13 protein-coding genes are annotated in these 21,293 nt (G+C 52.2%); 4 read left to right on the plus strand and 9 right to left on the minus strand.

Annotated features, from left to right (window positions below):
• Positions 1-230 precede the first annotated feature (230 nt).
• The 4 genes from IB286_RS10520 to IB286_RS10535 all read right to left on the minus strand — a co-directional run bounded on the left by IB286_RS10520 (position 231) and on the right by IB286_RS10535 (position 4,534).
• Positions 231-497 carry a response regulator transcription factor gene (locus IB286_RS10520; RefSeq protein ID WP_190765283.1) on the minus strand — a complete coding sequence of 89 codons (267 nt, stop codon included), beginning with the start codon at positions 495-497 and terminating at the stop codon, positions 231-233.
• A gap of 86 nt (positions 498-583) precedes the next feature.
• On the minus strand, positions 584-1,501 hold the full coding sequence (locus IB286_RS10525) for a LysR family transcriptional regulator (protein WP_190765285.1): 918 nt from the start codon (positions 1,499-1,501) through the stop codon (positions 584-586).
• 188 nt (positions 1,502-1,689) lie between these two features.
• Positions 1,690-2,793: a hypothetical protein gene (locus IB286_RS10530; RefSeq protein WP_190765287.1), complete on the minus strand. Its 1,104-nt coding sequence runs from the start codon at positions 2,791-2,793 to the stop codon at positions 1,690-1,692.
• Between the two features lie 100 nt (positions 2,794-2,893).
• Positions 2,894-4,534, minus strand: a complete 1,641-nt coding sequence (locus IB286_RS10535) for a GMC family oxidoreductase (protein WP_223826302.1) — start codon at positions 4,532-4,534, stop codon at positions 2,894-2,896.
• A gap of 220 nt (positions 4,535-4,754) precedes the next feature.
• Here IB286_RS10535 and IB286_RS10540 point away from each other — a divergent pair, with 220 nt between their 5' ends.
• Together IB286_RS10540 and IB286_RS15715 are read left to right on the plus strand one after the other, a co-directional pair.
• Positions 4,755-6,068: a malonyl-CoA decarboxylase gene (locus IB286_RS10540; RefSeq protein WP_190765289.1), complete on the plus strand. Its 1,314-nt coding sequence runs from the start codon at positions 4,755-4,757 to the stop codon at positions 6,066-6,068.
• A 27-nt stretch (positions 6,069-6,095) separates the two neighbouring features.
• A complete protein-coding gene (locus IB286_RS15715; protein WP_190765291.1) occupies positions 6,096-7,523 on the plus strand; it encodes a DUF4384 domain-containing protein in 1,428 nt (475 codons plus the stop codon).
• 76 nt (positions 7,524-7,599) lie between these two features.
• Here IB286_RS15715 and fusA read toward each other — a convergent pair whose 3' ends face one another.
• The 5 genes from fusA to IB286_RS10570 all read right to left on the minus strand — a co-directional run bounded on the left by fusA (position 7,600) and on the right by IB286_RS10570 (position 17,706).
• On the minus strand, positions 7,600-9,684 hold the full coding sequence (gene fusA / locus IB286_RS10550) for an elongation factor G (protein WP_190765293.1): 2,085 nt from the start codon (positions 9,682-9,684) through the stop codon (positions 7,600-7,602).
• A gap of 213 nt (positions 9,685-9,897) precedes the next feature.
• Positions 9,898-11,040, minus strand: coding sequence for a DUF3047 domain-containing protein (locus IB286_RS15720; protein WP_190765295.1), 1,143 nt, complete (start codon positions 11,038-11,040; stop codon positions 9,898-9,900).
• A 33-nt stretch (positions 11,041-11,073) separates the two neighbouring features.
• Positions 11,074-12,552, minus strand: coding sequence for a flavin-containing monooxygenase (locus tag IB286_RS10560; protein WP_190765297.1), 1,479 nt, complete (start codon positions 12,550-12,552; stop codon positions 11,074-11,076).
• 123 nt (positions 12,553-12,675) lie between these two features.
• A complete protein-coding gene (locus IB286_RS10565; RefSeq protein ID WP_190765299.1) occupies positions 12,676-15,396 on the minus strand; it encodes a LuxR C-terminal-related transcriptional regulator in 2,721 nt (906 codons plus the stop codon).
• A gap of 189 nt (positions 15,397-15,585) precedes the next feature.
• On the minus strand, positions 15,586-17,706 hold the full coding sequence (locus IB286_RS10570) for a PQQ-dependent dehydrogenase, methanol/ethanol family (RefSeq protein ID WP_190765301.1): 2,121 nt from the start codon (positions 17,704-17,706) through the stop codon (positions 15,586-15,588).
• A gap of 169 nt (positions 17,707-17,875) precedes the next feature.
• On the opposite strand from IB286_RS10570, the gene IB286_RS10575 reads away from it, so the two are divergent.
• Positions 17,876-18,685: an SDR family NAD(P)-dependent oxidoreductase gene (locus tag IB286_RS10575; RefSeq protein WP_190765303.1), complete on the plus strand. Its 810-nt coding sequence runs from the start codon at positions 17,876-17,878 to the stop codon at positions 18,683-18,685.
• An 80-nt stretch (positions 18,686-18,765) separates the two neighbouring features.
• Positions 18,766-21,267 carry a TonB-dependent receptor gene (locus IB286_RS10580; protein ID WP_190765305.1) on the plus strand — a complete coding sequence of 834 codons (2,502 nt, stop codon included), beginning with the start codon at positions 18,766-18,768 and terminating at the stop codon, positions 21,265-21,267.
• Positions 21,268-21,293: the final 26 nt, after the last annotated feature.

Here is a 21,293-nt window from a genome sequence, read left to right on the forward strand (position 1 = left end):
ACTCTAGGATTATTGCGTTCCGTCGCTGCAATAACGGCAGCGCGAAACCTCTGAATAATTTTGCAAGCAGTATTCGCGGGGGCCGGCCCTACCAACAACCCCGTATTCAGGGGTGCTGTGTCGAATCGGGCTTATATTCACCAGAGCATTTTGAAAGCGCAGCTAATCTGAAGTTAAGTTGCGCGTGAAAGGCTGGCTATGCGAATACAGTTACGATGAGGCAGTGGCGGCTAAGAGTTAGCCATTTGAAGTTGATTCAGTTCGAGGATGCCGCACTGAATGGCAACCAGTGTCGCCATCGCACGATTTCTAACGCCGAGTTTTCGGTAAATTTCTTTCACGTAGCCGTCTACCGTGTACATGCTGATAGATAAGATATTGGCAATCATCTTATTGCTTTTACCCTGTGCAAGTTCCTGAAGCACCTGGTGTTCACGTGGCGTGAGAGGCAGCGGTTTTGCGTCGGAATACAGCATACTGGCGTTGTCGAGGGGCATATTGGCGATCACTCTTCCATTGAGATTGCCGAGTATCTTCCCCCGTGAACAAGGGGCTGACAAATGAATAATTCAACGCCTTCGGATTAGATAATCTTATCTGGCCATTCTTTAGCGATGATGCCAGACACCCACTGCTGGAAGTCCTGAATGACTTTATCGCCCCGATACTTATTGCTGTAGGTTAAAAAACATTCCCCGTATCGCGTCACCTTTTCTGACATTGGCAGCACGAGCTCATCATCACTACGCATGAATTGGTAGGACGTGGGCAGGTAGCCCATTGCAACGCCGATATTGCTCTTCACGGCCTCGATACTGGTCTGAACCGTGCTGACAACCAACTCATTCGACGTATCCGGGAGCAGGCCCCATTGCGTCTGCCATCTTGGCCACTGATAACTGTCGTTAGAAATTTTGATGATCCGGCAGCCAGTGAAGTCGCCTTCTGCCAAACCGGGGTGCTCGGCGAGGTAGCGACGTGTGCAAATAGGCGTCAGTGAGAGTTTTACTAGAGGATGGTAGGTAAGCTCGGGCTCATTACCGCATTCGTGACGGATTGCGACAGTGGTTTCCGAGTTTTCTGAGTTTTCCAAATTAACACGAGAAATATCGGCATCGATCTGAATCGTCAGCTCTGGATACTTGGCTTGGAATTCGTGGATATTGGGAAACAGTAATAGCGTTGCAATATTTGGCAGAGTATTGATGACAAAGCGCTGCTTTTTTCGCTCTTTGCGTACGGCCAGTGTGGCAGTATCAATCAAGTCTAAGCCGCGTTTAACATGCAAATAGTAGCGCTTGCCCTCTGCCGTCAGGGATATTTTACGGTTCTCTCGTTGAAACAAAGTGACACCAAGGTTTTCCTCTAGCGCCTTAATCTGATGGCTAACTGCTGGGGGCGACACAAACAGTTCATTCGCGGCGTCTTTGAAGCTTAATCGACGTGCGGCGACTTCGAAAACACGAATCAAGTTAAGTGAAGGCAGGTGCGGGGTGGGCATTCGATACGACTCAGCGATACAACTCAGCGATACATCAGGCTAATAGATACAAGCATTGAAGGACAGCGACAAGAGTATCCCAATGGTAGCTGTGAGTTTATCTCAAATTTCAGTCAAGCAAACAGACATAAAAAAACGACCCGGCCACAACTGGCCGAGTCGCCACAAAAAAACCAATTATTGTCAGTCTATTGCTTTGCTGAATACGCTGCCATATCCACGAAGTTCATCCCGTTCTTCAGAATCAGAGCGGAAAACTTATCTGGAACAACATTAACATCGTAACGACTCGTCTTAGATTTTTTGCCTGTCCCGCCCCCTAGCGCCGATAAGTAACCAAGCGCAGTCGTAATTCCGTCAGACACCTTATCGCCCGTTGTTGTGCTGTCTTCCACCGAGGAATAAAACGCCTCATCGGTAAACAAAGCGTGCTTGGTGAAATAGGTTGGAACCATATGCGCGCCATAAGTCCATTTATCAGAGCCCGGCATGGTTTGTGACATCTTGCCCGGTGGCACGAGCATCAAGGTGCCGCCCACCTGCAAATTCACCTTGCCCTCAACCATCGCTGTCTGATTCATGCCAAGCAAACCTTTTTTATTCTCTGTAATTGAGGCCATATCAACCACGAACATCAAGCGCGCCGGTGTAACGCCTAAACGATGGGCCAAAGTCGCCTCTTTACTAGCTGGGTTTGCTCCGCCCATTTGTTTGAAGGCATTCGTTAGCCCGCCAGTCAGACCGGCATTGGCTGTTGCTTCATCTGTCACCCGATAGCCTGTGGGTGCAAATACCGAGTATTCCGTGCTCTTAACTTTGAACTTCAGTGGAGAGTCTTTGCCACTTTCTTTCAAGTCTTGAAACTCACTCGTTTTGATCAAAGAGGCCGCAGGCATAACATCAAAGCCCGCTGCACTTAACTGTTGCTCACCTTGGCTACACACCCGATCCGTAATGGCTTGCAGCTCAGCATCCGTCACCCCTTTCAGATGATAGTGTTGGCTCACTTTTGCCTCGACGGTGTAATCACGGTTGTCGAAGATATGGCCAGAGGTTTGCGAACCACCGCTTTGCTTCACGGCAAACGCAACCTGGCAGGTGGTCAGTGCCACACGGGTAACATTTTTATTGGCTTTTTTATTCTTAATCTCGATGAACTGCTGAGCCTGTGCCGCAACTCCCGCACTTTCATCATATTTTGGCTGCGGCTTCTCACCGCCACCCATCAAAGCACAGCCGCCCAAAAGAGCGCCCACAGAAAAAATAACAAGAGGTTTTAAGGTAGATTTCATGATCGATTCTTCAAAAAAATAATCGCATCAAATTACCGTTTCGAAACTAAGCGGCCCACCCCTTAATTAGGGGGTGGCGCTCATTTGTGTCCTCCAGCGATTACAGCGCCAATGCGGGTGCTTCTTTTTTTGCTGGTGATCGTGCTTCCTCTTTGATCATGGCGGCGAGTTTCTCGCCGATCATGACGGCGGGGGCGTTAGTGTTGCCGCCAACGAGGGTGGGCATAATTGAGCAGTCGGCAACACGCAGGCCTTCTACGCCGCGCACGCGCAAGCGTTCGTCGACGACGGCCATATCGTCTCGGCCCATTTTGCAGGTGCCAACGGGGTGATATTGGGTATCGGCGCGGGCTCGAATATCCGCTTCCAGACTTGCTCGGTCATTGGCATCTACAGGGTAAAGCATGCCGTTGCGCCAGCCATCAAAGGGTGAGGACTCCAGAATTTTCAATTGCTTCTGGCAGCCTTTAATCAGGATGTCTAAATCACGTTCGTCATTTAGCAAGCCCATATCGAAGCGCGGTGCGGCGAATGGATCGGGTGAGCCGAGTTTTACCCAGCCACGAGATTTGGGACGCAATAGTGTGACATGGCTGGAGAAGCCGTGTCCGGTGTGCATTTTGCGGCCGTGATCGTCAACGACGGCGCGAACTAATACCAGTTGCAGGTCGGGGATTTCTAATTCAGGTGAGCTGCGGAAGAAGGCGCCGGCTTCAGCGTATGGGCTGGTAAATATACCGTCGCGCTTGCTGAACCATTTAAGTAGTTCAGGTGCGCCACGGAATATGAAGGGCAGTGAGACGCCGAAGGTATCGCTGGCGAATCGTGAGCGGTAGGTGTGCACGACATCCAGATGATCTTGTAGGTTTTGGCCGACGCCGGGTAGGTCGCAAACTACGTCGATGCCCATTTCTTGTAAGTGCTGGCCCTGCCCAATGCCCGACAGTTGCAGGATCTGTGGCGAGTGGAAGGCACCGCCGGCGACAATGACTTCGGCGCGACAGTTGATGCGGGTGGTTTGGCCATTGAGGTCGAGTTCAACACCTACCGCACGCTTGTTGTCGAATATTATGCGGCGTACGCGGGCGCCAGTCTTAACCTCAAGATTGGAGCGGCTCAGGTTGGGAACAAGGTAGGCTTTGGCGGCGCTACAGCGCTCGCCATTAACATGGGTGACCTGGTATTCGAAGCAGCCTTCTTGTTCGGCGCCGTTGTAATCAGGGGTGCGAGGCACGCCGTTAAGCTCACAGGCTTGCATGAACAATTCATTCATTTTGCCCGGGCTGCGTAAATTCATGACGTTTAGTGGGCCGCCTTGACCGTGGTAATCATCATGAATATTTTCATTGTTCTCAGACTTTTTGAAGTACGGCAGAAGGTCGTCATAGCTCCAGCCGGTATTGCCTAGGCTGGCCCAGTGGTCGTAGTCCCAGCGGTGCCCACGCACGTAGAGCATGGCATTGATCGCGCTTGAACCGCCCAAGCCTTTGCCGCGTGGTTGGTAGCTGCGGCGACCGTTCATATTAGGGTTGGGCTCGCTTTCTAAAGCCCAATTTGTTTTGCTCTTTTTGGGCATGATGGCGACCACGCCAGCGGGCATATTAACAACCATGCTGTTATTGTCGCCGCCGGCTTCCAGTACACAGACTCGCACGCTTGGGTCTTCGGTCAATCGAGCAGCAAGGGCGCACCCGGATGATCCGGCGCCAACGACGATGTAATCAAAAGTTTCGATGCTCAAGTGTCTGTCCTCCAAGGATGTTGCGAGCTCGGCAAACGAGCGCAGACGTGAATTAGGCTGCAAAGCATGACGATGTTGGGCGTGAAATTCGCCCTACACAAGTTAGGTTTTTACTTGCTAGGCAGGAATATGTCGGCGAATTTTCTGCAGGGCTTTAAGGGGCGGGGCTTGTCGCATAATATATCAACAGTATTGTTGAATTAGAAAAATAGGAGTGGGTATGGCGAAGTTCAGTGACTGGGTCAGTTCGATAGCAGACGCGGGGCGCGAACTGTTGCCCGGCAAAAATCGGCAGGGCAAGCAGCGAACTTTGATCGAACTTTGCCATGAGGCGTGCACCAGCAAGGGCGAGGCGATGGGTACAGCCATTGCCGATGCGGTGGTGAGGGGATACCAGTCGCTAGATCAGGAGGAGCGCATTGCCTTCTTTCAGCAATTGCACAGGGAGTTTGGGGCGAATCCAGATGAGATTTTACGCTGCGCAGAAGCGTTTAAGCAGTCCCAGAGTATTGAGACTTACCGCGCGCTGAGCGAGGCGATAGACCCACCCCGGCGCAAGGTGTTCCGCGCGATTAATATGGCGCCTAATGGCACGGCAACGTTGATTCAAATGCGTAAAGATGTGTTGGCCTTACTTAAAGATCATCCCGAGTTTGTCAGCATTGATGACGGCCTGAAAAATCTCTTTATCTCCTGGTTTAACCGGGGCTTTCTCACCCTTGAGCGAATTAGCTGGAAAACCTCGGCCGATATTCTGGAAAAGTTAATTGCCTATGAAGCGGTGCATGAAATGGATGGCTGGGACGATTTGCGTCGTCGGCTTGCCTCAGATCGTCGCTGCTTTGCCTTCTTTCACCCGGCAATGGAAGATGAGCCACTCATTTTTGTGCAGGTTGCCTTGGTGAAAGGCGTTGCTGGCAATGTGCAGGAAATTCTTGAAGCGCCGATGCCTGAAGTGGACGATCACGATTTCGATAGCGCCATTTTTTACAGTATCAGCAACTGTCAAGACGGCCTGAAAGGCATCTCCTTTGGTAATTTTCTGATTAAGCAGGTTGTGGTCGAGCTGCAGCGGGAATTCCCCCAGCTCAAGAAATTTGCCACGCTGTCACCGATTCCGGGGTTCCGGCGCTGGCTTGATGGTGAGCGCAGTAAAACCTCTAGCCCGGTGATGAACGGTGCTGAGCGGCAAGTGCTGGAATTGCTGAAGTCGCCAACATGGATGGATGATGCGAGCGCAGTGGAGCAATTAGAACCACTATTAATGCGCCTGTGTGCGCATTATCTGCACGATGAAAAACGTGGCGCGGAACCCCTCGACCCAGTGGCGCGCTTTCACTTGGGCAATGGTGCAGCAATTGCTCGCTTGAACTGGTTGGGCGATCGCTCAGAGAATGGCCTGCGGCAATCCTGCGGTGTTCTGGTGAATTATGCGTATTTGCTAGAGAATGTAGAGCAGAACCACGAGGCCTATGTGAATGAGGGGCAGGTAGCAACCCTGAGTGCATTTCAGAAATTGCTGCAAACGCCCTGATTGGAAACGAAGCGAAATGGAGAGCACGTGAAGATAATAAAACCAGATACTGGACTGAAGCCGGCGGTTGCGGGACTTTTACTACTCAATATATTGCTGGCGCCAAAGCTGTATGCAGAGCTTTTTACTGGCGTGGGGATTGATGCCGATAGAGCAACGTCGGTAAGCATTGCCCAAAATGATTTGGCACAACAACTGTTTGTGCAGATTGAATCGAAAAGCGTCTATGAAGTTGAGCGCGGTGCCAGCCAGTTTTCCGCAAAATCCTTAACGCAATCAGATGTGGCGTTAATGGGCGTGAATACCCATTGCGACAAACGCCCTGATGCGAATTTTCACTGCAAGGCCTTGTTAGATACAGAAAAAGCCCGGCCAATGTATCAGCGCGAGTTGAATCGTATTGCCGGCGACATTGAGAGCCACTTTACAAACTTCGAGGCTGCCGCGGCGGCAGATCAATACCTGCTGGGCAAGCAGTTGCTGGTGAAAATGTCGGCCTATGACAAAGTCCGAAACGCCGGCGCGGTGCTTGAGCTTAACTCGCCGACAAATCTTGCGCCTATCAAGCGCCGCCTTGAAAGTTGGAGCGCTAATACCCTGCCAACAGCAAATTCTATCAAGCTGGCGGTGAAGGTACTGGCAGACGGCTTAGAAGCGGGGCAGTTTGATGTTCACGCTCCGTATTTTGAAGACTCGCAAGAGCTAACGCCGTTTGGCCGGGCCTTTATGGATGCCATGCAAGCCGCGCTGGGCAAAAACACCGAGGCTGCGGGCGCCAAATACCGCCTGTTAGGGCGCTATACCGAAACCAAATCGGGTTTGGATATTGCCTACGATGTTATTGATATTAAAACGGATGCGCTGATTGATAAGCGCCTAGTTCGTTTGCAGAAGAGTGCCTACGCGAATTATGAAATCAAACCGGCCACGATTGATTTTGATCGAATGCTGCGTCAGGGCTATGCCGTTTCCAATGATTTTTCCGTGCTCGTGGCGACCAATCGCGGCCTTCGCAATTTGGCCTTTGCGCAAGGTGAGGACGTCGAACTACTGGTTAAAATGAATAAGGCGGGCTATTTCTACGCGGTCGGCTACAGCATTAATGAGGGGCAGGCGATCGAATATTTACTGCCTCTCAACGATACCCGTGGCGACCGGCAATTTATTCAGTACGTGAATTTTGATGATGCCAATAAGTGGATCTCCTTGGGCAGTTACACTATTGAGCCGCCCTTTGGCACCGAGAGCCTCCGCATTATTGCCTCCACAGAAGACCCTATAAACAGCTTGCCCGCACATCGCTTTGATCCATCCAGCGGGTATTTTGTTATGGGCAGTGGTCTTAAACAGCTTACCGCAGGCTTGGAAAAGACCCGTGGTTTGAAGATGAAGAAAACCAAAGCCGAGACCAGCCCGGTGGTTGAATCGGTACTGACGTTTTCAACCTATCAATAATACTGAGCACAAACGTTCAGGCATAAAAAAAGCCCCGTCGGTAGCACCGGCGGGGCTTGATCTAGCTGCGAGCTAATTACTTAGCAGCGCGTTTCTCTTTCTCTTTTGCAATCACAGTTTCAGCAACGTTGGCTGGGCACGGTGCATAGTGTGAGAACTCCATAGAGAACTGACCACGACCAGAAGTCATGGTACGCAGGGTGCTGATGTAGCCAAACATTTCAGACAGCGGTACGTCAGCTTTTACGCGAACGCCAGTGGCGCCGGCTTCTTGGCCAGAGATCATGCCGCGACGACGGTTCAAGTCACCGATAACGTCACCCACATTGTCTTCTGGGCTGAATACGTCAACCTTCATCACCGGCTCAAGCAGTTGTGCACCGGCCTTAGGCATGGTTTGACGGAACGCGCCTTTTGCCGCGATTTCGAATGCAACCGCCGAGGAGTCAACCGCGTGGTAAGCACCGTCGTGCAGGTTAATCGCCACGTCCAGAACAGGGAAGCCAGCAAGTGGGCCGGTGTCCATCATAGACTTGAAGCCTTTCTCAATCGCAGGGAAGAATTCCTTAGGAACGTTACCGCCGACAACGCTTGAGGTGAAGGTGAAGCCGCTGTTTGGCTCGCCGGGAGCAATGGTGTAGTCGATTTTACCGAACTGACCAGAACCACCAGACTGCTTCTTGTGGGTGTAGCTGTCTTCAACTTTCTGAGTGATGGTTTCGCGGTAGGCAACCTGAGGCTGACCAACAACCAGCTCAACACCGTAGGTACGCTTGAGGATGTCGACTTTGATATCCAGGTGAAGTTCACCCATACCTTTCAGGATGGTTTCGCCTGAGTCTTCGTCAGTTTCAACGCGGAAGGTTGGGTCTTCGGCAACCATTTTACCAATCGCAATACCCATCTTCTCGGTAGAGCCTTTGTCTTTTGGCGCAACCGCGATAGAAATTACGGGCTCAGGGAACACCATGGCTTCTAGGGTACAAGGATGGTCAACATCACACAGGGTGTGACCGGTTTGTACGTTTTTCATGCCCACAATAGCGATGATGTCACCCGCTTGTGCGCTAGTCAGTTCGTTACGTTCGTCCGCCTGCATTTCACACATACGACCGATACGCTCGGTTTTGCCGGTGAAAGAGTTCAGAATGGTGTCGCCTTTTTTCAGCTTACCTGAATAGATACGTACGAAGGTCAGGGCGCCGAAACGGTCGTCCATGATTTTGAACGCCAGTGCGCGGAAAGGCTCGTCGGCAGATACGGTCGCGTATTCGCCAATCGGGTTACCTTCTTCGTCAGTCAGTGGCTGTGGGTTAACTTCGGTTGGGCTTGGCAGGTATTCAACAACCGCATCCAGCAGCAGCTGCATGCCTTTGTTTTTGAACGCCGAACCACAGTAAGTTGGGAAGAACGCCAGTTCCAGCGTACCTTTGCGGATGCAGCGCTTGATGTCTTCCATAGAGGGCTCTTCGCCTTCCATGTAGGCCATCATCACGTCGTCGTCCATTTCTACCGCTGTTTCGATCAGCATTTCGCGGTAGGTTTCAACGTCGTCAACCATATCGGCTGGAATGTCTTTTTCTTCGTAGTTTTCAGGCTGTCCGGTTTCGTCCCAAACATAGGCTTTGCGGCTCAGCAGGTCGACCACGCCCACGAACTCGTCTTCACGGCCAATTGGCAGAGTCATAATCAGAGGAGTCGCGCCCAGTACTTTCTTAACCTGATCGGTTACGCGGATAAAGTCTGCACCTACGCGGTCCAGCTTGTTAACGAAGATCAGACGAGAAACTTTAGAGTCGTTCGCATAGCGCCAGTTGGTTTCTGACTGGGGCTCAACACCGCCAGAACCACAGAATACGCCAATACCGCCGTCCAGTACTTTCAGTGAGCGGTAAACTTCAACGGTGAAGTCAACGTGCCCAGGGGTGTCGATAACGTTGAAGCGGTGGCCTTTCCACTCACAGGTTACGGCCGCTGACTGAATGGTAATACCGCGCTCGGCTTCTTGTTCCATGAAGTCGGTGGTGGATTCGCCTTCGTGAACTTCACCGAGTTTGTGGATTTTACCGGTCAGCTTCAAAATACGCTCGGTAGTGGTGGTTTTGCCGGCATCAACGTGGGCGAAAATGCCGATGTTGCGGTAGAAGGATAAGTCAGTCATGGCGCTCTCTAATAAGCTGGGTTGAAAATAGGTCGCTAAGATACTGGAAGTGAGAAAATTTTTCTCGTTTATTTTGTGGAATTATGCTATTTCGAATGGATTTTTTATTAAAAATGGCCCGCCAGCGGCCGTATCCGCTCAATCTTGGCGTAAATTTCGATTTCTGCGCCCGATTTGGGATTGGGCTTACACCGCAGCTCTGCTTGGGGCTAGCTAGAGCGTAAACCGCTGTTCCCGGTTCCCCACCGTTATTCCTCGATATTTGCAGCTACCGTGGCCATTTTGAAAGGCGGAGTTGGCAATTAACCAGATTTTTACAATCCTGCTTGGCAGTTCGCCGCCAATCGCCTGTTGGTAATCGGACTGGATCGGGCGTGATTCCACTAGCCATCGTCCCAGTGGGTCGCTACTGGGATTGCGCAGTACCCAGTGGGTTTCGCGCTTGTCCCAGTACGGCAGCGGGCATTGAAAAATGGTGTCTGGCGCTAATTGGCTGCTCCACATATAGGTCAGGTCTAAGCCGTTATCAAATTCCACCGCGATAGAGAGATAGTCATGGGTGGGCTGAATATGTTCTGGCAGAGATGAGGGCAGGGCGTCCACCAGCCATTCCCAGCGCAGCAAGCTGTGCTTGTCCAAGGGCATGTCGACGGGGTATTGCAAAATCCCCACATCGCCATGGGTATCACAACATATGGCGCCGGCTTCATGTTCGCAGGTGGAGAAAATATCCGCTTCGCCCAAGCGCCACAAATACTGCCAGCCCTGTGGGGGCTTTTGCTTGATAGTTGATTGAGTAGCTGCGGTGGTTTTGCTAATGCGAATGTCCAGCTCGCCCAGCATGGCGGGCGGCGGCGGATCGATGCTGGTGCATCCGTCCGGGGTGCCGAAGGCGCCGGGTAGGGCGGCTTGTAGACGCAGCTCTCCCTGTTGGTCGGCGACTAGGGTATGTGTTTCTTGGGTGCAGCGCCGCATTTCGCCATCGCCAATGCGCCACCAGAGGCAGGTTTTGGCGCCCACGCTGACTTCAAGTGGTTTTGATAGAAACAGGCGGCCACGGGCGGCAAGGGTTACGCTGTCGCCGGGGTTAAGTTGTACGCCGGTGTTGTGCCACTGATTGTCTGCGGGGAGTGCGAGTTGGGCTTCAGCCTTAAATTTCGAGCTACTTGTCTTGTTGGGACTTTCGGTCAGTCGCCGGGCTCGGCGCTCGCCCCGCTTTCTAATAAAGGGAACAAAGACTGAGAGCGGTGAAGGGGCATTGCGCTGGGGCAGGCCATCGCCGTTTTGAGCTTGACCCTGATCGCCAATCAAATCTAATGCCTGCGCAAGGCGAATACCAAGGGGAGCTTTTGCCACTGGGGTTTCCTTTAATTGATGCTTTTGGCCGGCTTACTCGGCTTTTGCCGGCTGTAACTCGTAGTCTTGTAGGTCGAGCTTGCCGGTCATTAGTCGGTAGCTAAAGGTAAAGCCGGGCCAGTTATTGGTGACTTTGCCAGAGTCGCTGATATACCAAGAATCGCAGCCGGCCACCCATACGCTGTGTTGCAGTTGTTGCTGCATTTGTTGGCTAAACTCCTGTTGCTTGCTGGCCTTCACATTCATCCAGGCCAGCCCCGGTGCCAGCAACATACGTACGCATTGCATCACGTAGCGAATTTGGGATTCCAGCATAAAAATAATCGAGCTATGGGCGAGATTGGTATTGGGGCCGTAGAGCAGAAACAGGTTGGGAAAGCCTGAAACCGAAATACCTTTGTAGGCCTCGGCGCCATCCTTCCACACTTCATTTAAATCCAGTCCATTGAGTCCGGTAATTTTCATCGGGGTTAAAAAGTCGGTGGCCTTAAACCCCGTGCCATAAATAATGGCATCGACCGGGTGGTGTTGGCCGTCTTTGGTGGTCAGGCCGTCTTCGGTGATTTCCTGAATACCGTCGGTAATAACCTCAACATGACTTTGGTTTATCGCAGGAAACCAGTCATTGGCCAGAAGTAGGCGCTTACATCCAATCTTGTAATCGGGGATCAGTTTTTCGCATTTCTCCGGATCTTGAATTTGCTTGCGCATCATTCGTTTGCACTGCCAGCCCCAAGCCTCGAGCAAAAAACCAAAGCGGGTGAAACCAATGGCACGAATCTCGTTTTTCCAATAAATACTGGTGCGATAAAGGCGATCAAAAATAGGAAAGGTTTCAAACAGCCACTGCTCAAACCCGGTAAAAGGGCGGTCGGGTTTGGGTGCGACCCAGGCACCTGAGCGTTGAAATAATTTCAGCTTGGCGACCTTGGGCACAATCTGCGGCACAAACTGAATAGCGCTGGCACCGGTGCCCACTACGGCGACTGATTTACCATCGAGATCAATATCGTGATTCCAGCGGGCGGAGTGGAAGCTATCGCCCTGAAATTTTTCCATACCGGGAATATTGGGCATGGCCGGTTGGTTGAGCTGGCCTACCGCGCTGATTAATACATCGGCGTTGAAATTTTCGCCATTGCGGGTGGTGAGCTGCCACTGGGCGGTGTGCTTGTCGAAAGTGGCGGTAAGCACTTCCTGATTAAACTGAATGTGCTCGTGCAGACCGTATTTGGCGGCGCAGCTTTCCATATAGGCGCGGATTTCGGGTTGCAGGCCAAACTTGCGCGACCAGTCACTCTTGGGCTCAAAGGAAAACGAATACAGATGGGACTGTACATCGCAGGCGGCACCGGGATAAGTGTTGTCGCGCCACGTGCCGCCGAGGCTGTCGGCTTTTTCCAGTAGGGTAAAAGAGTGAATACCCGCTTTTTTTAGTTGAATTGCCATGCCCAAGCCGCCAAAGCCGGTGCCGATAATCACAATATGCGGGGCGTTTTTTTCGTGGGCCATACGCTGTGCTCCAGTGTTTATTTTTATAAGAAGACTTTGCAGTGATTATCAGAGATTGGCAGCTAGATCATCTTGTTAATCGGGGCCAAAAAAACAATAAAAAAGGACACGGCACTGTCCGAATTACAAATACCCAAGCTCTCGTGCTTTAACCAAGGCACCGGGGCGGTTTCTTACGCCGAGCTTGCCGTAGATATTATGGAGATGCCATTTGAGGGTGCCTTCCGATACGAATAAGGCTTCGGCAATTTCTTTATTGCTCAACTCCGACTCAAGGCGCTTGAGAATTTGCTGCTCGCGTTTTGAGAGTTTTTCAATGAGTTCGCGGTCGGCGCTAGACATGGATACGGCGTGCTCACCGCGCAGCGCTTGCTGCAATTTATTGAGCAAATCGGTTGCGCTGTCGCTGACTTCGCTGGGTTTTAATGCGCTGATCAGGCTGCCAAGTGCCGCTGCCTCATTGATGAAAATTTGGTAGTAGCCCTGTGGGCCAGCAATCTCCAAGGCGTTGATTAAGGATTTTTTGGCGGCTTTTTTATCGTTGGCGGCTTTATGGGCCATGGTGGTAATCAGCAGTAACTCAACTTGTCGTAACAAAAAGCCTTTATCGGTTGCGGTGGTAATGCCGGCTTCAAGTAGGGCGATGGCGGCTTTGGGGTCTTTGAGTAAAAGCACCCGCGAGCCAGTGCGAATGGATTTATCCAGTAATAAGCGGTGCAGGTTTTCGCCACTTTGTTGTTCGGTGGGAATACCCTGTTTCGCCAGCAGCGCCTCTGCTTCTTCAATTCGGTTTAGTCGGCACAGCCAAACACATTCTTCTGCCGCCAGACTAACGAGCACCCGCTCGAAATTTTGCGCGGCGCCCACCGCTTGCCCTTGGCGCAAACTGGTTAGCGCCGCTTCCGGATCATTTTTGGCAAATTGGAAACGCGCCAGCGAAAGGTATTTCAAAATAATAAAGTCGGCCTGGCTGAACTCATCAAAGGTGTCGCTGGAAATACCCACGTGGTATTCCAGTTTTTCAATATCACCCAGTTCGTAGGCTATCGCTGCCAGAATGGTGTGGCAGGAGGCGGTAAAGTCGCGTTCGCCCCCCAGTTGCTGTTCCACCATTTGCAGGGCTTTTTCCGCCATTGGGCGGGCCTCTTGATAACGACCGGCTTTAAACAGCAAGAAGCAGTAAATCCAGTAACTCCACATGAGGTTGAAGTACAGATTTTCGGCTTCCGCACATTCTCGAGATTGGGCAATGACCTGCAAGCCTTCCTCAATTTCGCCCCGGCTTTTATGGCCAAAGGCTTTTACCGTAAGCATATCGCCGCGCTTGTGGGCATCGGCATTGGGCCAGTTTTCCAGCCAGTTGCTGGACAAGTTATAAGAGGTTTCGCCTTCATCTCTAAGGGCGGAATACGTGGCTTGTAAATGGGTAAGCGCGCAATCCAGTTCAGCAATCAGTTCGGTGTCTGGTTGGCTCTGGTTTAACAAGGTTTGGCGGTGTTCAGCAATCAGTTTGAGCTGCTGTTCCGATTCTTCGCGGCCAGAATAAAACGCCATGGCAAAGGCGTAAGCACACCGTATTTGCGGGTGATGGTGAAGCCACTCTTCAGGAATGGCATCGATCCAGCGCATTAGAGTTTGAATATTGCCCTTCTGGCTGTTGAGTTGGGCGGCATTCTCCTCCACCCAATCTGAGGCGTATTGCCAGTTTTGGTTGCGAGTGGCGCAGGCGATGGCTTCTTCCGGGTGGCCGCGCTCGTAAAACCATGTTGCGCCGCTATTCAGGGTGTCGTAGCTGAGGCCGCTGGCTTCTACCTCGCTGCGTCCACGCAGATAGCTGGCAATAAAATGGTGGAAGCGATACCAGTCGCCAGTGGAGTCCAGTGGCACTAAGAACATATTGCGGATGCGCAGTTGTTCCAAGATCAGCGGTGCGTCTTTGCGATCGCTGATATGCGCAGCGAGTTCGCCATTTACCCGATCAAACTGGGCAATTTGATAAATAAATTTACGCAAATCCGGGTCGAGGCTGGAGAGCATAACCTCGCCCAAATAATCGACCACGTTTTGATCCGTGCCGCTGAACTTCTCGATCAGATCGTGATTTTGCGGCTGGGTTTCCAGAGTGATAACCGCCAGCTCTAGACCGGCTGGCCAGCCTTCAGTGCGTTGGTGTAGCGCTAGAATTTCAGCTTCGGTCAGTCGGTTTGGCAGCCGCGTGTTTAAGAATTCGCGGCTTTGATCTAACGTGAAGGCTAAATCTTTAATATCGCGCTCAACCAGTTTACGGCGCACGCGCAGCTTGCCTAATTTTAGTTGTGGCTCTTCGCGGCTACCCAATACAAATTGGCAGTTGGGCGGCGTGTAGTTAATCATCCAGTTCAGCATCTCCAGTGTTTCAGGAGATTGAATAAACTGGAGATCATCCATGATGATAATCAGTTGGCGTTTTAAGTTGCCCAATTCAAAGGCGAGGGCTTCCAGCGTGGCTTTGATATTCAAAAAGCCCTGCTGGCTAAGGGTATGGGAATCTTTAATTAAATCGGGCAGGGTACGATCAACGGCGGTAATTAAATACCGTAGCAGTCTGCCGGGATCATTGTCTTCTGGGTCTAGGCTCAACCATGTGGCGTCGAACTCTTTGTGTTGTGCCCACTGGTGAATTTCCGACATCAAGGTGGATTTGCCGTAACCCGCCGGAGCTTTTAATAAATAAACAGAAGCGTGACCGTTGCTGAAAGATTCGGGCGGCAGCAGGTTGTACCGGCGAATCGGGTTGCCTGCACCGACGCTGGGAAAAAGTTTGGTTTCTACAATTGCCTGACTGTTTATAGTTTTTTTCGACATTGGCTCTGGGCGCGGGTCATTTAGCCGGAGGCCCTTTTATACACTCCCCTCCGGTCAAGCGTTACAGCCTATAGTGAGGCCAGCCAAGAGGCAAGGCCACGGCGTACGCGTTGTGATGGGAGTGTAAAATTCAGCCCGCAGTAGCGGGCTGAATTGGAGGGAGTTACGTCCTTGGCTTTGGCTCTGATCTTAGTCTTTGCCTTCGACCAGATCGTTGGCGCGCTTAATCACATAGGCGTGGATCGTATCGGTTTGCTCTTTGCTCAGACGATCCCAGAAGCCGATCATGCCTTTAGATTGGAGAGCGCCACCGAGCACGATGCCGTCCCACATTTGGTGTTTTTCTGCTGTGAGGTAGCGCAGGTCCGGTACGGAGCTTGCGGATACCGCGCGGTCGCCGTGACACATATGGCAGTTTTCCATGTACAGCGCGTGGCCGCGAGTGATTGTCGCTTCGTCCGCCGTCGAGGCGGGTGGGGTCGGCAGCTCACCGCGACTTACCACGCTGGCAGGCAAGGTTTTGTCGGCATTGAGTTTGAATACCAATACCCGGCTATTATTTACCGCACCTTTGGCGTCGGCGATGATTTCACCCAGCGCCATTGCGCCGCCACCACCCCAGCCTGCGGCTACGGCAATATATTGCTCGCCATCTACAGAGTAGCTAATAGGAGCGGCAACAATGCCGGTGTAAGCATTAGTCGACCACAGGCGCTCGCCGTTGTCGGCGCGGTAGGCGACCAATTCACCGTCGGCATTACCTTGGAAAATCAGGTTGCCAGCGGTGGAGAGAATGCCGCCATTCCACATATTAGGGTGCTGTACTCGCCATACTTCTTTTTTCTGAATGGGGTCCCAGGCGGAAATGTGGCCGCGAATAGTGGGCATGACGGCGGCGCGAATTTCAGGATCATTTTCTGGCAAGCCCGCAGCAGCGAGATTTACGCCGACATTCCAACCCTTCTTGCTGTACTTGAAGTTAGGATCATCCATGTACGCCATGGCGTTTTCCTGGGCAGGAATATAGACCAGTCCTGTTTGCGGGCTGTAGCTCATGGGGTGCCAGTTATGGCCGCCCAGCGGGTGCGGAGCAACCAGATGGGGTTTGCCATCGGTGTAGCGCGAGCCTTCGTTTTCAACTGGGCGTCCGGTTTTCTGATCAACGTGATCTGCCCAGGTTGCGTGGGTGTATTTATCGGCAGAAATAAACTCGCCAGTGAGGCGATCCAGCACGTAGAAGAAGCCGTTTTTCGGCGCCTGCATAATGACTTTGCGGATGTTGCCGTCGAGGTTAAGGTCGGCCAGAATCATGTGCTGGGTTGCAGTGTAATCCCAGCTCTCACCGGGAGTGGTTTGGTAGTGCCACACGTAATCACCGGTGTCTGGGCGCAGTGCCAGAATGGACGATAAGAAGTAGTTGTCGCCACCGTCTGGGCTGCGAATCTGGCGGTTCCAAGGCGAACCATTGCCAACGCCTAAATAGAGCAGGTCGAGTTCGGGGTCGTAGGCCATGGAATCCCATACCGTGCCGCCGCCGCCAACTTCCCACCATTTGCCGCCGCCCCAAGTTTTGGCAGCTTTTTCCAAAATTGGGTGTTCAAAGGGCTTGGATGGGTCGCCGGGTACGGTATAGAAGCGCCAAACCATATCGCCGGTTTCGGTGTCGTAAGCGCTGATATAACCGCGCACGCCCAGCTCGCCACCACCGTTACCAATCATTACCTTGTCTTTGATGATGCGAGGTGCGCCGGTAATGGAGTAGGGGCGCTCTTTATCGGTGGTTTGTACTTCCCATAGGCGGCTGCCGTTTTGGGCATCTAGTGCGATGAGTCGGCCATCCAAGGTGCCGAAATAGACTTTGCCTTTCCACACGGCCACGCCACGGTTGACCACGTCGCAGCACAGATTAACGGCCCAAGTGGGTGGAACTTGGGGATCGTATTGCCACAGCATTTCGCCGGTCTTGGCATCCAGTGCAAACACCATGCTCCATGAGCCGGTCACATACATGACGCCGTCAACCACAATGGGGGTGGCTTCCACGCCGCGATTGGTAGGTAAATTGAAATACCAGTCCAAGCCCAGCTTGGCGGCGTTTTCATCGGTGATTTGCTTGAGCGGGCTGAAGCGCTGCTCGTCGTAGGTGCGGCCGTGGCTCATCCAGTTTCCCGGCTCTTTATCGGCCGCCATAATTCGCGCGCCGTCTACAGCGGCGGGCAGGGTTGCTTGGGGAGCTTCGGATTTGCCGCAGGCGCTGAGACCCGCGATAGTCAGGGCAAGATATAAGCCAGTCAGCTTGAGAGGTCGCATAGGAATTGTCTCTTCTTATATAGGTGGCGCAAATTGTGACGCCCTAATATTTTATTGGCAGTAATGCTACGCCTAAAACCCAACCTCAACACCTAACTTCAGTTAGGGGTTTTTCTGGGTTGACTCCCTGACAATGGCGACACTAAAAAAATAAGGGAGTTCCAATCCAATGCTGAAAGAGTTTCAGCTCAATGGCAAGGTCGCGCTAGTGACCGGTGCCGGTCGAGGTATTGGTGCCGAGTGCGCCCGCGTGATGGCGGAAGCCGGCGCCCGAGTCATGTTAACCGATGTTGACCTCAATGCGTGTACACAAGTGCAGACCGCGTTGCTCAATCAGGGGATTGAGTGCTGTGTAATGCAGCAAGACGTTACCGATGAAGCCCGCTGGCAGGAAGTGGTGAATGAAACCATCGAGCAATTGGGCGGCTTGGATATTCTGATTAATAACGCCGGTATTCTCGATGGCTCGCTGGTCGAGCTGGATTCACTGGAGCAGGTCACTCGCCTGAATAAGGTGAATATCGAATCAGTATTTCTCGGCATGAAATACGCCGCGTTAGCGATGAAGCCAGATGGCGCTGCAGGTAAAGGCGGTTCCATTATTAACTTGTCTTCTGTTGCTGCACTGGCTGGCACCATTGCCCACAGTGCTTATGGCGCAACCAAGGGCGCGGTGGCTTCTTATTCCCGTCATGCGGCGGCTGAATTTGGCAGCCTGGGTTACGGCATTCGCGTGAATTCCATTCACCCTGGTGTGATTGAAACGCCAATGGGCGACCACGTGAAACACACCTGGGTGAATCTCGGCATCATGCCCGATGAGGAATCAGCAGATGCCATGGTGAAATCCATGACCTCTCTTGGTCGCAATGGCACCCCACGCGATATTGCGCTGGCGGCCTTGTATCTGGCCTCGGATGCCAGTGCTTTTGTTACCGGTATTCAGCTTTCCGTCGATGGCGGCATGGCGAATAGATAAGCAGAAAAAATTTATAACAAGCAACACAGCAAAATAACTTGTATCAACAATAACTTGAAATGGGTAAGGCGAGGAGTCACATGAAATCAACAGCAGGAATACGGAGTTGGCGTAAAGCTGCTCTGGCCGCCGCGATTGCCGGCTTTTGCATTAGCGAAGCTGCCGCACAAGGACTTGAGGAAGTGGTTGTAACGGCGCAGCGCCGTTCTGCCAGCGTGCAGGACACGCCGGTAGCGATCACCGGTCTGGGTTCTGATTCACTGGAAAAGCTGGGCTTTGAAAGTGCCAACGATATTGGTGCACAAGTGCCTAATATGCAGGTCAGTGGCCCCTACGGTGAAGTGCAGCCCATTTTCTCTATTCGCGGCGTGAGCATGTCTGACTACAGCTCTAACCAAGCGAGCCCGATCGGCGTGTACACCGACGAAGCCTACCTGCCTGCAACCTTCAGCCACGGTATGAGCTTCTTCGACGTTGAGCGTTTGGAAGTACTGCGTGGCCCACAGGGTACCCTGTACGGTAAGAACACCACTGGTGGTGCAATCAACATCATCACCAATACTCCGCAAATCGGTGACGACTGGGCGGGTAAGCTCAAAGTTGGCGGCGGTAGCTACGGTATGGAAACTGCCGAAGGCGCAGTGGGCGGTACCCTGATTGATAACACCCTGGCAGCGCGTGTGGCTTTCAAATACAAGCGCGATGACGGTTACTTTGAAAACACCTTGGGTGGCCCAGATCTGGCGCAGACTGATTTCTTCGCTGCGCGTATCGCTTTGAACTGGCAGATTACTGACAGCCTTGGTGCCGTACTGAAATACACCCGCGGTCGCAACGACAGTTACGCCACACCACCGCGCAACGAGCCGCGCACCGATATTCGTGGTATGGAGAACCTGAACCCAACCGCGCCGTACCCCACTAATAGTGGTTATATGGACTACACCGGTTATGACCGTAACTCTCGTAACCTGAGTTTCTGGCAAACCGAAGATAACCGCGCACTGGACAATGAGAGCAATCTTAACGTTGAGTTCGATCTGGCTATCTTAACCATGAGCTACGATGCGGATAACTTCCAGATCGTGTCGGTAACGTCTTACAACGATGCGGATTACACCCAGTTGGCCAACACCGACGGTAGCCCGCTGCGCCTGTTGGAAATTGACTGGCACACCGACACCCAAACCTTCAGCCAAGATTTGCGTTTTGTGTCTGACTTCGGCGGTATGTTCAGCATTGTGGCCGGTGCCTATATCGCGCAAGAAGAAACATGGTTGAACAACAAATACTCTTTGTTTGAAGATTTGGTGGACTTCCGTACCGCGCTGGCTAAACCCGCTGCGGCAGGTCAAGCGCCATTTATTCTGGACTTTGGTGTACTGGATCAGCGTCAAGAGACGGTTAAAGATTCTGCGGCACTGTACACCCAGATGCGTTTCGACTTTACCGGCAACTTCGGCATGGACTTGGGTATTCGTTACACCGAAGACAAATCCACTCAGCCTTACTTGAATATTTCCCGTCTCGGTTATGACGGCACGCCACGCGGCACATTTGTGCCCGGTAATACCGGTTACGACCAAGCCTTCGTACCCCTGTCACTGCCTGCGGGCGTTGCAGGTGGCGACATAAATTCAATTCTGGCGTTCTTAGCTGATCCCGGCCCATACCTGACTCAAATCACTCAAAATGGTCTGCCCGGTTTCACCGACGGCCCTTACACAATGGATAGTGCCAAAGAGCTGGAAGCAACCGAGAAAGAGTTCACTGGTAAGCTGGGTCTGGACTACCGCTTTAACGATGCGTTGATGGTCTACGGTTCGTATAGTAAGGGTTACCGCGCCGGTAGCTTTAACGGTGGTATCTATTACTCCGAGCGTCCGCTGGAAACCTCTTACGCTTCACCAGAGTACATTGATGCCTACGAATTGGGTTTCAAAACCGACCTGCTGGATAACAGTCTGCGTATCAACGGTGCCTTCTTCTTCTATGAGTACACCGATCAGCAGTTCATCAACGTTGTGGGTATCTCCAACTTCCTCGAAAACGCCGGTGGTTCTGAAATCATGGGCTTTGAAGCTGAAGTATGGTGGGCGGCAACCGATGATCTGGTTGTTCAGTTAGGCGTGGGTATTATCGAAAGTGAATACACCGAGCTTGAGCTGCGCAATATCGAAACGCTGGATGACAACAACGATACCGTTGATCTGACCGGCAATGAGCTGATCTCTGCGCCACCATTGAATGTCAGCCTGTCTTTCGACTACGACATTTACAAAAACGACTACGGTTACCTGTCGGTTAATGCCAATGCCAACTTCCAGGATGACCAGTGGTTCAGCGCTTACAACGATGCAGCCGGTCACGAGTTTATTCGTCAGGATGCGTACTGGATCTACAACGCTCGTATGAGCTGGTATGCCAATGACGAAACTTGGTCAGCGGCCGTATGGGTGAAAAACCTCACCGAAGAGGAATACGACACCTACGCGATCAACCTACAAGCGAGCTTCGGTTTCGACTACTACTCTCAAGGCGCGCCGCGTACTTGGGGTGCAGAAGTCACTTACAACTTCTAATTTGAATACCCAGCGAATCATTCGCT

It is taken from the genome of Spongiibacter pelagi, assembly GCF_014705705.1.
GTDB classification, from domain to species: Bacteria; Pseudomonadota; Gammaproteobacteria; order Pseudomonadales; family Spongiibacteraceae; genus Spongiibacter; species Spongiibacter pelagi.